Source organism: uncultured Arthrobacter sp. (genome assembly GCF_947495145.1).
Lineage (GTDB): Bacteria > Actinomycetota > Actinomycetes > Actinomycetales > Micrococcaceae > Arthrobacter_D.
The window spans coordinates 240,771-254,926 of record NZ_CANLXP010000001.1 but is presented as its reverse complement, the minus strand read 5'-3'; the positions used below and the strand labels follow the sequence as shown (position 1 = coordinate 254,926).

The 14,156-nt window shown below is 63.6% G+C and carries 9 protein-coding genes; 2 read left to right on the top strand and 7 right to left on the bottom strand.

Going from position 1 to position 14,156, the window contains the following annotated elements; all coding sequences use genetic code 11:
• Positions 1–22 precede the first annotated feature (22 nt).
• The 4 genes from Q0877_RS01105 to coaE form a co-directional block, all read right to left on the bottom strand.
• Positions 23–1,057: a TerC family protein gene (locus tag Q0877_RS01105; RefSeq protein ID WP_299165166.1), complete on the bottom strand. Its 1,035-nt coding sequence runs from the start codon at positions 1,055–1,057 to the stop codon at positions 23–25.
• 181 nt (positions 1,058–1,238) lie between these two features.
• The gene (locus tag Q0877_RS01100) at positions 1,239–3,005 is read right to left on the bottom strand and encodes a hypothetical protein (RefSeq protein ID WP_299165165.1); all 1,767 of its coding nucleotides are present in this window, start codon (positions 3,003–3,005) and stop codon (positions 1,239–1,241) included.
• A 3-nt stretch (positions 3,006–3,008) separates the two neighbouring features.
• Entirely contained in the window at positions 3,009–5,096 is a 2,088-nt protein-coding gene (gene uvrB / locus Q0877_RS01095) for an excinuclease ABC subunit UvrB (RefSeq protein WP_299165164.1), read from the bottom strand.
• 75 nt (positions 5,097–5,171) lie between these two features.
• Positions 5,172–6,392 (bottom strand): dephospho-CoA kinase, encoded by a 1,221-nt coding sequence (gene coaE, locus Q0877_RS01090; RefSeq protein ID WP_299165162.1) that lies wholly within the window; start codon positions 6,390–6,392, stop codon positions 5,172–5,174.
• 128 nt (positions 6,393–6,520) lie between these two features.
• Between coaE and Q0877_RS01085 the strand changes: the two genes are divergently transcribed.
• On the top strand, positions 6,521–7,648 hold the full coding sequence (locus tag Q0877_RS01085; protein ID WP_299165160.1) for a methyltransferase: 1,128 nt from the start codon (positions 6,521–6,523) through the stop codon (positions 7,646–7,648).
• A 116-nt stretch (positions 7,649–7,764) separates the two neighbouring features.
• Here Q0877_RS01085 and rpsA read toward each other — a convergent pair whose 3' ends face one another.
• The 3 genes from rpsA to polA form a co-directional block, all read right to left on the bottom strand.
• A complete protein-coding gene (gene rpsA, locus Q0877_RS01080) occupies positions 7,765–9,243 on the bottom strand; it encodes a 30S ribosomal protein S1 (protein ID WP_299165158.1) in 1,479 nt (492 codons plus the stop codon).
• 212 nt (positions 9,244–9,455) lie between these two features.
• Complete coding sequence (locus Q0877_RS01075) at positions 9,456–10,769, bottom strand: GNAT family N-acetyltransferase (RefSeq protein WP_299165157.1); 1,314 nt, start codon at positions 10,767–10,769, stop codon at positions 9,456–9,458.
• A 56-nt stretch (positions 10,770–10,825) separates the two neighbouring features.
• On the bottom strand, positions 10,826–13,636 hold the full coding sequence (polA, locus tag Q0877_RS01070; RefSeq protein ID WP_299165156.1) for a DNA polymerase I: 2,811 nt from the start codon (positions 13,634–13,636) through the stop codon (positions 10,826–10,828).
• Between polA and Q0877_RS01065 the strand changes: the two genes are divergently transcribed.
• Positions 13,635–14,117 (top strand): hotdog fold thioesterase, encoded by a 483-nt coding sequence (locus Q0877_RS01065; RefSeq protein WP_299165154.1) that lies wholly within the window; start codon positions 13,635–13,637, stop codon positions 14,115–14,117. The genes polA and Q0877_RS01065 overlap by 2 nt on opposite strands.
• Positions 14,118–14,156 lie beyond the last annotated feature (39 nt).

The following is a 14,156-nucleotide window of genomic DNA, read 5'->3' as shown; positions in this document are numbered from 1 at the left end:
TGCGCTCAGGATCCGGCGTGCATCAGGATTCGGGCCCGCCGGTACGGGCGCGCTCGGCATCCGCTGCCAGTTCGGCGTCGAGCTTGGCACGCTTGCCGGCTGGGCTCAGTAGGCTGGCGATGACCGCAACCACAATCGTCGCAACGATGAAGCCGAGCGAAGCGAAGGTCGGGATCACGGGGGCCCACTCAATGTGCTGGCCGCCATTGATGAAGGGCAGTTCGTTCTCATGCATCGCATGCAGGATCAGCTTCACACCGATGAAGGCGAGGATGATCGAGAGCGCGTGCTTGAGGAACACCAAGCGGGTCATCAGGCCACCCAGGAGGAAGTAGAGCTGGCGTAAACCCATGAGCGCGAACAGGTTCGCGGTGAAGACGATGAACGCACTCTCGGTCAGACCGAAGATCGCCGGAATTGAATCCACCGCAAACAGCAGGTCGGTCAGACCGATCGTGACGAACACGATGAGCATGGGGGTGAAGACCTTTTTGCCGTTGACCACGGTGCGAATCTTATTGCCGTCGTAGTGTTCGCTCATCGGCAGGACACCGCGCAGCTTGGCGATGAGCTTGTTTTCCTTGTCCTCTTCCTCCTCGCCGGAATCCTTTGCCTGATGGTAGGCGGTCCAGAGGAGGAAGGCGCCGAAGATGTAGAAGATCCAGGAGAAGTTACTGATCAGCGCGGCGCCGAGGAGGATGAAGATTCCGCGCAGGATCAGCGCGATGATGATGCCCACCATCAGCACTTCCTGCTGGTACTTACGGGGTACCGAGAACCTCGCCATGATGATGATGAAGACAAACAGGTTGTCGATGCTCAGGCTGTACTCAGTCACCCACCCGGCAACGAACTGGCCGCCGAATTCAGGGCCCGTAACCGCAAACATGATGACCGCGAAGATCAGTGCGAGGCCGACGTAGAACGACACCCACAGTCCGGCTTCCTTCATGGAAGGCTCGTGCGGACGCTTCACGACGAGGAGAAGGTCGAACAGGAGCACGAGGCCCAGGACGACAAAGGTGCCTATCTGGAAGGCAAGGGGCAGTTCAAGCACAAGGGACCCTTTCGAAGGTACAACGGGATTCGCAAGTCTCTCCGCCGCATTCTGTGTGCGGCCGCTACGCCCGGCTGGCCGTCGTCGGCCTGCGTGTTGACGTTCGTAGCGCGAAAGGATACTCCCCTACGTTGGTCCCATCGTACCTGCGTCGGGAACGGATGAGGGAACATTGCGTATGTCAGGCACGGCGCCGGGCGAGCTCCGCGACGTTGGCCACGATTTCCGGCTCGGTCCAGTAATCGGTGTGGCTGCGGACAATTCCGTCTGCGCGTGGGTCCGGTAGTTCGCGGTTTGACGCGTGTGGGATGGGAAATCCGACCGGATCTGTCATCCGCCAATAATTGGTCCAGGTTCGCGTGCCTGCGGCAACATCGGCCAGCAATGCCTCCGTAAAGGTAGCCGGAAAGAATTGGACATACACCGAGGCAAGCGGCGAACCCGCCGTAACAAGATGCGGGCGCTCTTGCCCGGGCCGCGCTTGTGCCACCAGCCATGCGCATAGCACCGACCCCTGGCTGTGGGCCACGAGCACCACCTCGCCCCCGGCATGCCGGGACACGAGTCCAGCGATCCCGTCCACTGCTGCGTCCCGGTAAGACGACCCCGCCAGCGGGTGGTCCCGGACGGGCCAGAAGCCTGCGACATCGGCGATCTTCCCCAGTACTTCCCGGAGCGGGTGAAGCTGCCCAAGCAGGACAACCAGCACCACCACCGCACCGGCGACCTGCAGCACCAGGATTGCCAGGGCCAACCACGGGCCACCGAGCCTGCCTTCGCCGAGGGCGACCGCCGTCGTCATCGCCATCAGCGCCAGCACCACCGCAAGCGGGAGGATCAGGGGCAGCAGTCGCGGCGCCTGGGCGCACACCTCATGCCACCAGCGCCCACGCGCGGCCTTCCCGCCGGTCGCCGGCGGCAGTCCCGGTCCCCGGACAGAGGCAAGCACGACGGCGGTGGCCACCAGAGCGCCCGCAGCGGCGACCAGCGCGAGGAACGGAAAGAGATCGAGCCTGCTGTCGCCGGGATCGGCCGGATCGTCGTAGGAAAGCAGGATGCCAAGATAGGGCCGCGACCCCGGCACCCAGCCGAACAGTCCGGTGACGTAACCCAGCAGGTTGTCCAGAACCATGCGAAACAGGGCCGTGACGGCGTGCATGAGTGGAACGGAGACGGCGAGCAGCACCCCGGCTGCGGCGAGGGACGCGCCGGGGCCGTCCCGACCACCTGAGCCCAGGTTGCTGCTGATGGCCAGCACCAGCGCCGCGGCGAACGCGATGCTGACGCTCAACGCTATCCACAGCGCCATGGCATCCAGGCGGGACCCGGCTTCAGGCGTGGGCGTGGAGGGCCAGCCCTCGTGGCCGAGCTGGGCGGGTGCAGCAACGGTCAGCAGAATGCCCACGCAAAGAACGATGGCCGAATGCACCAGCGGCGGAATATGGGTCCGATGCTGTCCTGACTGAGCCATCACCACGCTCCGGTACCGGTACGCCAGCCATGCCGTGAGCAGGGCTGCGGCGATCAGCGGCACCGCCCGCATGAGGGCCGGCGGAGAATTCAGGTAGTCAAGGACTGTCTCCCCGAGAACGATCACCCAGGCAAGCTGCGAAACGGTGAGAACTGCCGCAACTACCCCCACCGCTGCTCTCAGCAGCGCTGTCCGCCCCGTACCGGCGCGAACGGGCTCCATGCGCCCCGCAACATTGGCCAGTGTGAAGGGGAAAGCGAGGTACCAGAGGAAGCCCGTTCTCCGGCGGCGGGATCGGGACCAGTTGACGATGCGCAACCGGTGATCCGGCAGCGGCGGAGGCGCCGCAACCTGCACCCAGGCGTTCAGCCGCTTTTCAATCGGGTGCCCGAGGCTGGTGTAATACTCATGGTCCCCGATGCCGTGGACCCGGATCTCGGTGAATGACCCGCTGCCGGCTTTGACCTGTTCACGCATCGATCAGGCGTGGCCGGCCGACTGCATCTGCCGCAGCTCCTTCTTCAGATCGCCCACCTCATCCCGCAGGCGCGCTGCAAGCTCGAACTGGAGCTCCTCAGCGGCGGCATGCATCTGGGCGGTGAGCTGACTGATCAGGTCTGTCAGGTCCTCGGCCGGCACCGCAGCCAGACCATCGTGGCGGATGGCCGAACCCTTGCCCTTTCCTTTGCCCTTCGAGGTCTTCGCAACCTTCTCCAGAAGCGCGCGCGTATCGGCGTCTTCCTTGGCGATGGTGTCCGTGATGTCCGCGATGCGCTTGCGCAACGGCTGCGGATCCACACCGTGCTTCTTGTTGTAGGCAACCTGGATCTCACGACGGCGGTTGGTCTCCTCGATTGCCTTGGCCATCGAATCGGTGATCCGGTCCGCATACATGTGCACCTGGCCTGAGACGTTTCGCGCTGCACGGCCGATGGTCTGGATCAGTGACGTAGAGCTGCGCAGGAAGCCCTCCTTGTCAGCGTCGAGAATGCTGACAAGGGAGACCTCGGGAAGGTCCAGACCCTCACGCAGCAGGTTGATCCCGACCAGCACGTCAAAGGTGCCCATCCGCAGCTCGCGCAGGAGTTCCACCCGGCGCAGGGTGTCGACGTCCGAGTGAAGGTACTCGACTTTCACACCGTGCTCGAGCAGGTAACCCGTGAGGTCTTCCGCCATGCGCTTGGTCAGCGTGGTGACGAGAACTCGTTCGTCACGCTCCACGCGAGCATTGATTTCTCCGAGGAGGTCATCGATCTGGCCCTTGCTGGGCTTGATGATGACTTCCGGATCCACCAGGCCGGTGGGCCGGATGATCTGCTGGACGTAACCGTCGGACTTGCTGAGCTCGTACTTTCCGGGTGTTGCCGAAAGGTAGACCGTCTGGCCGATTCGCTCCAGGAATTCGTCCCACTTCAGCGGCCGGTTGTCCATCGCGGACGGCAGCCGGAAGCCGTGATCCACCAGGGTGCGCTTGCGGGACATGTCGCCCTCATACATGGCGCCGATCTGCGGGATGGTTACGTGGGACTCGTCCACCACCAGCAGGAAGTCATCGGGAAAGTAATCGATCAGGCAGTGTGGCGCACTACCTGACGTGCGGCCGTCGATGTGGCGCGAGTAGTTCTCGATCCCGTTGCAGAATCCCATTTGCTGCATCATCTCGAGGTCATAGGTGGTGCGCATGCGCAGCCGCTGTGCCTCGACCAGCTTGTTCTGTGACTCCAACTCCTGAAGACGCTCACGCAGTTCGTCCTCGATCCGGGTGATCGCACGCCCCATACGTTCCGGTCCGGCTACATAATGCGAGGCCGGGAAGACATACATCTCCGTCTCCTCGCGGATCACCTCGCCCGTCAGCGGGTGCAGGGTATAGATCCGCTCCACCTCGTCGCCGAAGAACTCGATCCGGATTGCATGCTCCTCATACATGGGAATGATCTCGACCGTGTCTCCGCGCACCCGGAAGGTGCCGCGGTGAAAGTCCATGTCATTGCGCACGTACTGCATTGCGACGAACTGGCGCAGCAGGTCATCCCGGTTCATCTCCTGGCCCTGCCGAAGGGTGACCATGGCGGCAACGTATTCCTCGGGAGTCCCGAGGCCGTAGATGCAGGAGACCGTGGCGACCACGACGACGTCGCGCCGGGTCAGGAGCGCGTTGGTGGCCGAGTGCCGGAGCCGTTCCACCTCCTCGTTGATCGACGAGTCCTTCTCAATGAAGGTATCGGTCTGTGGAACGTAGGCCTCGGGCTGGTAGTAGTCGTAGTAGGAGACGAAGTACTCCACCGCGTTATTGGGCAGCAGTTCGCGGAATTCGTTGGCCAGCTGCGCAGCGAGGGTCTTGTTCTGCACCATCACCAGGGTTGGCCGCTGAACCTGCTCGATGAGCCAGGCGGTGGTGGCGCTCTTACCAGTGCCGGTGGCGCCAAGCAGCACCACGTCCTTCTCGCCGGCGTTGATTCGCTCAGCGAGTTCGGTGATGGCAGTGGGCTGGTCCCCGGCCGGCTGGTAGTCGCTGATTACCTCGAAGGGAGCGACAACACGGTTGATCTCCTGCGCAAGACTCATAGTCTTACGTTACCGCCGACCCCGGACAGGGACTGTCCGCAAAGGCTGCTCTTTGCTGGAGGCTGAACGGACTGCTTACGAGGGCCGGGAACGTGCCGGCGACCAGCCGACGTCGTTCCTCCAGCTACTCAGTCTGGGGGATGCGAATGTGGTGAACCAGTCTTCCTTGCAGGCAGCGTAACCGGCAGTGGTGGAGTCCTCGCGGTGCATTGCAGCGCACCGTTCCTTCTCGGCCGCGTAGGCTGCCGTTATGTCCGAATTGGACCGCAGCCAATCGCGGAATGCCAGCGCGTACTGCCAGCCCGGAGAGCCCTCCACGCGGACGTGCAGGTTGACAGGGCGTTCGGGATCAGCGTTGCAGTGCAGCCGCTTTTGCCACTTCTCCGGCTGCGGCACCTCTGCCGTGGGGGTGTCCTGCCAGCTACCGGGAAGCCGGGGAAAGCCCGCCCGGGCAAGGCTGCCGGAGAGGTCATCGGCATCCCGGAGGGAAGCCACCGTCAGCTGCAGATCCAGCACGTCCTTCGCCGGCAGACCGCGAACGGACGTGGATCCGATGTGATCAACGCGGAGGGCGCGGGGATCCAGCCGCCCCAGCCGACGCGCCAATAACGCAGCCTGCCGCGGCCAGTCAGCATCTTGCACCAGCACCGGCCCGCCCCTGCGTTCGGCTGGCTGCTCAAGTTCGATGTTCCGGGCAAACGGGACGATCCGCTGCCTCCACAGGGCTTCCACCGCGCCCACCAGATCATCCGGTGACCCGGAGTTGACCAGTACGACGTCGGCTGCCGCGTTCCGCGTTGAAGAATCGGCCTGCGCCGCGATGCGCCCCCGCGCCTCCTGCTCGGTCATTCCACGTTTCTCCACCATGCGGCGCAGGCGCATCTGGTGCGGCGCGTCGATGACAATGACGAGGTGGAAGCTGTCCTCCTGCCCGGTTTCCACCAGGAGCGGGATGTCATGAACGACGACGGCGCCCGGTGAAACCGCGCGCGCCGCGGACTCAGCTTCCGCGGCCGCGTCACGGACACGCGGGTGGATGATCGCGTTCAGGGTTGCTCGCCCGTCCGGATCAGCGAAGATGCGTTTCCCCAGCGCCGGCCGGTCCAGCGAGCCTTCCTCCTGCAGCACCTCCGGCCCAAACGCCTCGGCGATCTCGCGCAAACCCTCAGTTCCCGGTTCGACGACGGTGCGCGCCAAGTGGTCGGCGTCAATCAGCACTGCTCCGAGTTCCTGCAGGACGGATGCAGCCAGAGACTTGCCCGCGGCGATCCCGCCCGTCAATCCAACCCTCAGCATGAACCCAAGGCTACCGTCGTCGCTGACCTTCCAAAGCTCAGGGGCGTCCGGGATGCCTACACTTGGACGGTGACTGCGACCGCCGGGACGATGCTGCGCTACGCCACTGACATCCAGGTGGGTGGACGTTGACGGAGTTCAATCTGGACGATGTGCGGCGTTGGCCCGATGTGGAAGCAGAAAACCTGTATGCCGTCGACGCCACGGATAGGCTCCTTCTCGCTACGGCATCCGTTGCACTGCGCGAATACGCACCTGGCGAGGTTGTCGTCGTGGGTGACACGCATGGCGCCCTGACACTGGGCGCCCTGCAGGCAGGCGCGGACCGGGTACGAGTGCATCAGGATTCACTCACTGGTGAACGGGCGCTCGCGGCTAATGCGCGCACCTTCGGGCTGGACGGGCGCTACACTCCCGCTGCGCTTGGCAAGGACCTTTTCGACGGCGCCCGCCTGGTTCTGCTGCAGCTCCCCCGCTCGCTCGACGCGCTCGAGGAGATCGCCTGGCATATCGCCAATAGTGCTTCCTCCGGCGTAACCGTCCTTGCGGGCGGCCGGGTGAAGCACATGACCGCGGCCATGAATCAGACCCTGGGCAAGTACTTCGAGTTGATCTCGGCGGGCCTGGCGCGGCAGAAGTCCCGCGTAATCACTGCCGCCGGACCACTTCCCGCAGGGCCCTGCCGTTTCCCCGCGAAAGCTGAGTACGACGTCGGCCTCTCCCGCCCGCTACAGCTGCGCGCCTATGGTGCCACCTTCGGCGGTGCAAAACTGGATCCGGGTACCCGACTCCTGCTCCCGCACCTGCAGCATGCTCCCGCGGCTGCATCCGCAGTGGACCTCGGCTGCGGAAACGGCACCATTGCCGCATATCTGGCGCTCAGCAGGCCAGCGCTCGCCATCACAGCCATAGATCCCTCCGCAGCCGCGGTTGCCGCAAGCAGGGCTACAGCCGAAGCGAACGGCGTCGGCGGGCGAATCGCCGTCGTGCGGGAGGACGGGCTGGCAGGACGAGCGGAAGCCGGGGACGAACTAATCGTCCTGAATCCGCCGTTCCACTCGGGCCACGCCGTTCATGCCGGTGTCGCGCTGAAGCTTTTCGCAGAGGCCGGGCGCGTCCTCCGTCCGGGCGGCGAGCTATGGACAGTGTGGAACAGCCACCTGCAATACCGACGATCGCTCGAGAAACTCGTCGGACCTACGCGCCAGATTGCACGCAACCCCAAATTCACGGTGACAGTGTCGACGCGCGCGTGATATTCCGGCGAATGCCCGCTTCGACGGTGAGGTTGACGACGGCGGCGTTAACGCAGGAAACTCCCGCCCGGTTGAACCGGGCGGGAGCTTCCTGAGATGACCTGAGGTGGTAAGACCTAGTTGCCGGTCAGCTTCTCACGCAGTGCCGCGAGAGCCTCATCCGATGCGAGGGTACCGGACCCTGCATTGCTGGTCTCAGGAGCCGGCTCCGAAGAGTAGCTGGTGGTGCCGGAGTCTGCAGGCTCGTTGACAGCCGCGGCGTCATCGTTGGCGTGCTGCACAACCTGCTTCTTGTGAGCCTCCCAGCGGGACTGGGCCTCAGCGTACTGCGCTTCCCAAGCCGCGCGCTGCGTCTCGTAGCCCTCAAGCCACTCGTTGGACTCCGGATCGAAGCCCTCGGGGTACTTGTAGTTGCCCTCTTCGTCGTACTCTGCGGCCATGCCGTAGAGAGCCGGATCGAATTCGGTGCTGTCGGCGTCGACGCCCTCGTTGGCCTGCTTGAGGGACAGCGAGATACGGCGGCGCTCGAGGTCGATGTCGATGACCTTGACGAACAGCTCGTCACCGACAGAGACAACCTGCTCAGCCAGTTCAACGTGGCGGACAGCGAGCTCGGAGATGTGAACGAGGCCTTCGATGCCGTCTTCGACGCGTACGAACGCACCGAACGGAACGAGCTTGGTGACCTTACCCGGAACAACCTGGCCGAGGGCGTGGGTGCGGGCGAAGGTCTGCCACGGATCTTCCTGCGTAGCCTTCAGCGACAGGGAGACACGCTCGCGGTCCAGGTCGACTTCGAGTACCTCGACGGTGACTTCCTGACCGACTTCGACAACCTCGGACGGGTGATCGATGTGCTTCCAGGACAGCTCGGAAACGTGGACCAGTCCGTCTACGCCGCCGAGGTCCACGAAGGCACCGAAGTTGACGATGGAGGACACGACGCCCGGACGGACCTGACCCTTTTCCAGCTTGTTGAGGAAGGTGGAGCGAACCTCGGACTGGGTCTGCTCGAGCCAGGCACGGCGGGACAGCACAACGTTGTTGCGGTTCTTGTCCAGCTCGATGATTTTTGCTTCGATCTGCTGGCCGATGTACGGAGCCAGGTCGCGGACACGACGCATCTCGACGAGGGAAGCGGGGAGGAAGCCGCGCAGGCCGATGTCGAGGATAAGGCCGCCCTTGACAACCTCGATGACCGTACCGGTGACGACGCCGTCTTCTTCCTTGACCTTCTCGATGTCGCCCCAGGCACGCTCGTACTGTGCGCGCTTCTTGGAGAGAATCAGACGGCCTTCTTTGTCTTCCTTCGTGAGGACAAGCGCTTCAACCTCGTCACCAACGGAGACCACGTCCCCCGGATCGACATCGTGCTTGATGGAAAGCTCGCGGGAAGGGATGACACCTTCGGTCTTGTAACCGATGTCGAGCAGAACTTCGTCCCGGTCAACCTTGACTACCGTTCCTTCGACGAGATCTCCGTCGTTGAAGTACTTGATGGTGGCGTCAATAGCTGCGAGGAAGTCCTCAGCGGTGCCGATGTCGTTGATCGCGACCTGCGGGGCACCTGGCTTCTCGGTGGTGGTGATGGTCATGTAGTTGGGGCTCCGTTGTGGATTATGAGTTGATCCGGACTGTTGCGGGACCGCACGGATTGGCACACCTTTGATGTATCAACCGTGAGGAACCTGCCCGGATGCGGACAAATGGAAGATGAAAATGTTGGAAAGCTCATGCAGGACCCACTGTGCGAGGGACATGCCCACCCAGTCTAGCGTCGGGGCGCAACGCCGGTCAAAGTGTGGAATCAGAAGTGCGTGATGCAATACGGCTGGCGGGCAACGCTGAATAACCGGTCCGCCTTTGCCAATCCATCGGCAGAGTGGGCTGTGATCCGGCCGGCGCTTGCCAGCGTGGAGGCAGCCGCACCACCGAGGTAGAGCGACCCGAGCGCTGAGACATCCATCTCGATCTCTTCGCCAGCACTTGAGCCGAGCTTCTTCACGTCAGCTTTGCCGCCCTCTGTCTCAAGCAGGAAAGCGCCATCGGCGTGCCCCAGTGGATCGTTCACCCGGATCACCACCGAACCGTCTGACTCGTAAGCCCTTGCTTCGAGTGCAGCCACCGGGTCCAGGATGCGCAGCCACAGAACATCCTCGTCAGACTTCAGTTCCCGGCAGCGCCGGTCGGCCAGCGCCCACGGGAGCGGATCCTGAACCGGGGCCATGCCGAAAGTGACCCGCTCAACCAGGTCCAGTGAGCCGAGGTAACGCCACAGTTCAAGATAGGCGGCATCGGACACGGCCACGAGATCCTTCACCCGCATGGTGTACGGCGTCTTCTCCCAGCCCGCGAAGGAGTAGGAGACGAAAGCATCCGGACGGCCGTCGTCGTCGTAATGGACGGCTGTGCGCAGCGCCTTGTCCGGCTGCGGGCGCTCCTCGCCCCACAGACCGGATGAACGGCGTGCATAGGCGTACTGGCGGCCGATCGATCCCAGTGAGCGGGCGTGGAAGCCCGCGAAGATCTCCTGTGTGAGCCCGACCGCCGCCTCAGCGCCGACAACCTCCATCCGTCCGTACGGCTCGGAAGTGATCGCGAACCGTTCGCGGACATCCACCTCGATTGAGGTGGTGTGGGTTGCCGTTCCGAAACCGAAGCGCCCATAGATGGTTGCTTCCGACGCGGTGAGCGCAGCAATGGCGTGGCCGCGGCTGCCCGCTGCCTGCAGGTCGGCGGTCATCATGCGGCGAAGCAGCCCCCGCCGCCGGTGCGTCGCCCGGACCGTGACGGCGGTGATCAGGTGCGCATCCAGAAACCTGCCGCCGCCTACGTTGAGCGAATTGACCATGGTGCCGTACGTTGCCACGGGGATGCGCGGATCCCACGCGTGCGGGCCGGGATTGTCGTCATACGCTCCCCACAGAATGCGCCCGTCCGCCCTGTACGCTTCTGCGAGCTTCGGCAGATCCTCCGCCTCCAACCTGCCCTCGTGGAAGCCGAAGCTAACGCCCTCGAACCAGGCGGCAAGTGCGCCGTCAGCAGAGGTGTCGGTATCCGCATTCACGGAAAAGGTTTCGATACGGGGTGCTGTGGTGCCGGTCTGCGTGTGCGTGCTCACGAGAATCCACCCTAACCTTCCGGGCCCTTACAGGCCATGCCTGGGAATGCCTGTGCCTAATGCGCTGCTTCGTGCCAGCTGGCGCCCGTTCCCACCGAAACGTCCAGCGGAACCGAGAGATCCGCTGCGCCCGCCATTTCGGCCCGGACCAGCTGCTCAACCTCATCGCGCTCGCCGGGGGCAATCTCGAGAACCAGTTCGTCGTGGACCTGCAGCAGCATCCGTGATATGAGCTTGCGGGACCGGAGCTCGTCATCGACGCCGAGCATGGCCTTCTTGATGATGTCGGCTGCCGAGCCCTGGATCGGGGCGTTCAGGGCTGCGCGCTCTGCCATCTCCCGCAACTGGCGGTTATCGCTCGACAGATCCGGCAGATACCGTCGCCTGCCCTCGATGGTGGAGGTGAAACCATCTTTGCGGGCCTGGTCAACGATCCCGCGCAGGTAATCCCGTACCGCACCGAACCGGTCGAAGTAGTCACCCATCAGGGTTCGGGCCTCGTCAACAGAAACCGCCAGCTGTTTGGACAGGCCGAACGAGCTCAGACCGTACACCAGCCCGTAGGACATGGCTTTGACCTTCGAGCGCATCGCGTTAGTGACGTCCTCAGGAGCCACATGGAAAATGGACGAGCCGACGAAACGGTGGAGGTCCTCCCCCTCGTTGAACGCCTCAATCAAACCCTCGTCGCCGGACAGGTGCGCCATGATGCGCATTTCAATCTGCGAGTAGTCCGCCGTCATCAGCGATTCATAACCCGGGCCCACCACAAATGCCTCCCGGATCCGGCGACCTTCGTCGGACCGGATCGGGATGTTCTGCAGGTTCGGGTTCATCGAGGACAGGCGGCCGGTTGCCGCAATCGTCTGGACGTACGTGGTGTGGATGCGACCGTCGTCGGCCACTGATTTGCGCAGGCCTTCCACCGTCTGGCGGAGCTTGGACGCATCGCGGTGCGCCAGCAGCTGCTCCAGGAATGGGTGCCCCGTCTTGACGATCAGATCCGTGAGGGCATCAGCGTCGGTGGAGTAGCCGGTCTTGATCTTTTTGGTTTTCGGCAGGGCGAGTTCATCGAACAGCACAGCCTGAAGCTGCTTCGGTGATCCGAGGTTGATCTCCTTTCCGATGATTCTGAAGGCTTCAGCGCTGGTGTTCGCCATGGTCGCCGAGAAGTCGTCGTAGAGACGGTCGAGTCCGTCGACCGCGACGCTGATTCCCGTGAGTTCCATGCGCGCCAGCACCTCTGAAAGGGGCAGTTCAAGCCCGGCCAGGAGTTGGTTCGCGCCGCGCTCCACCAGTTGGCCGGCGAAATGCCGGCTGAGCTCCAGAGCCGCGAATGCCGCGGCAACCGCGGGAGTTGCGACGTCTTCTTCTTCCAGAGCCAGCGCCTGCTGACCGCCGGCGGCAGCGGCCGCCGTCGGGAGGGTGAGCTTCAGGTGAACCTGGCTGAGGTCCGCGAGTTCGTAGCTGCGCCGGTCAGGCTGAATGAGGTAGCCGGAGATCGCGGTGTCATCCACCTCGCCGGCCAGGGTGAAGCCGCGGGCGTGGAGCAGCTTGTAGGCAGCCTTGAAGTCATGCACCACTTTGGGGGCATCAAGGTCCTGGAGCCACTGGCCGACGACGCGCTCAGCGTCAGCGTCCAGTTCCTCGAACGGAACGTACATTGCCGCCGACGCCGTCACCAGCGCGACGCCGATGGCCTCTTCTCCCCCGCTCGTGGACCGGGTGACGACCTGGACGGCTGCCGGCGCCTGGTTGGTTCCGTTGAACCAGCCAGTCAGTTCATCCGCCGTTGTGTGGACCTGATGTTGCGGCGGTGCCATCTCATCCCTGGCGGTATCTGCTTCTTCCTCTCCGACGAGATCGAACAACCGCTTCCTGAGCACATTGAACTGCAGTGCGTCGAACAGGTCCTCGACGGCATCCCGGTCCGGCCGCTGCACGGCCATCGCCGGCAGATCGACAGGCAGTTCGAGGTCAGTGAGGAGACGGTTCAGGCGTCGGTTGCGCTTGACGTTTTCGATGTTCTCGCGCAGCGCGTTGCCGACCTTGCCGCCGATCGCGTCCAGGTTCTCGAGAATGCCTTCGAGGCCGCCATACTTCAGGATCCATTTTGCGGCAGTCTTCGGACCGACCCCGGGTACTCCTGGAAGATTGTCTGCGGTTTCCCCCACCAGCGCCGCAAGATCCGAATAGAGGTGCGGGGGAACGAAGTACTTTTCCTCCACAGCCTTGGCATCCATTTGCGGGATGTTGGTGACCCCCTGTTTGGGGTACAGCACCGTCACGCGGTCGTTCACGAGCTGGAAGACGTCACGGTCGCCGCTGACGACCTGCACGTCCCAGCCGCGGGCTGCGGCCTCGACAGCCAGGGTGGCGAGGACGTCGTCGGCTTCGAAGCCCTCCATCGAGAGGGTGGGGATGCGCATAGCCTCCAGCACCTTGATGATCAGGTCGATCTGGCCGTGGAACTCCTCTGGGGTACGTGAGCGCCCGCCCTTGTACTCGGTGTATTCGGTATCCCTGAACGTGGGTGTATCCAGGTCGAATGCCACTGCCACGTGGGTGGGCATCTGGTCGCGCAGCAGGTTGATCAGCATGGCGGTAAACCCGTACACGGCGTTGGTGTGCTGGCCCGTATCCGTCGAGAAGTTCTCAGCCGGCAGCGCATAGAACGCCCGAAAAGCCATTGAGTGACCGTCGACGACCAACAGGCGGGAGCGCTCCAGGGTGTTCACCGGTGCAGGCGCAGCACCGGCCTCGGTATCAGGCTGGACGCTGCCCTGCACTCTGCTTTGCACGGTGTTCTCCACGTCCGGAACTACGGTTTGGTTTGTTTGGCTCACAGGTGCCAGCCTAGTTCCCATGGATGACAAATTCACTCCGGGCCCAGGTCCCGACGCCGCTCACCCCTACCTCGCAGAACTGGCGGCGGCGGGGGTTCCGGCGCACATGCACGACTGGCTGCGCGCTCACGGCATCGGCCGGCTCGCTGCGAAGATGGGCATCGTTTTCCAGGAAATGGGTGCTGAGCGAATGGTTGCCACCATGCCGGTCGAGGGAAATCAGCAGGTAGCAGGCATCCTGCACGGCGGAGCACATTTGGTGCTCGCAGAAACGCTGGGCTCATTTGCTGCAGGCATTCATGCCGGCCCCGGCCGTCAGGCTGTCGGCATAGAGATCGGGGCAACACACCATCGGTCAGCTTCTGCCGGTCTGGTCACCGGCACGGCCACCGCGATACATCTGGGCCGCACCCTTGCAACCCACGAGGTGGTGATGACCGACGAGGAGGGCCGGCGGCTCTCCACCGCCCGCATCACCAACCTGATCAGGGAAGCCCGCTGACCCGGGTTGATGCAGTGCGAAGCGTTGCGGGATAGGTCG

Bases quoted from the DNA above. Each gene is read 5' to 3' on its own strand.
- uvrB (WP_299165164.1), bottom strand. From the start codon at position 5,096: ATGAGTCTTGCGCAGGAGATCAACCGTGTTGTCGCTCCCTTCGAGGTA.
- coaE (WP_299165162.1), bottom strand. From the start codon at position 6,392: ATGCTGAGGGTTGGATTGACGGGCGGGATCGCCGCGGGCAAGTCTCTG.
- polA (WP_299165156.1), bottom strand. From the start codon at position 13,636: ATGGGAACTAGGCTGGCACCTGTGAGCCAAACAAACCAAACCGTAGTT.
- Q0877_RS01100 (WP_299165165.1), bottom strand. From the start codon at position 3,005: ATGCGTGAACAGGTCAAAGCCGGCAGCGGGTCATTCACCGAGATCCGG.
- Q0877_RS01065 (WP_299165154.1), top strand. From the start codon at position 13,635: ATGGATGACAAATTCACTCCGGGCCCAGGTCCCGACGCCGCTCACCCC.
- rpsA (WP_299165158.1), bottom strand. From the start codon at position 9,243: ATGACCATCACCACCACCGAGAAGCCAGGTGCCCCGCAGGTCGCGATC.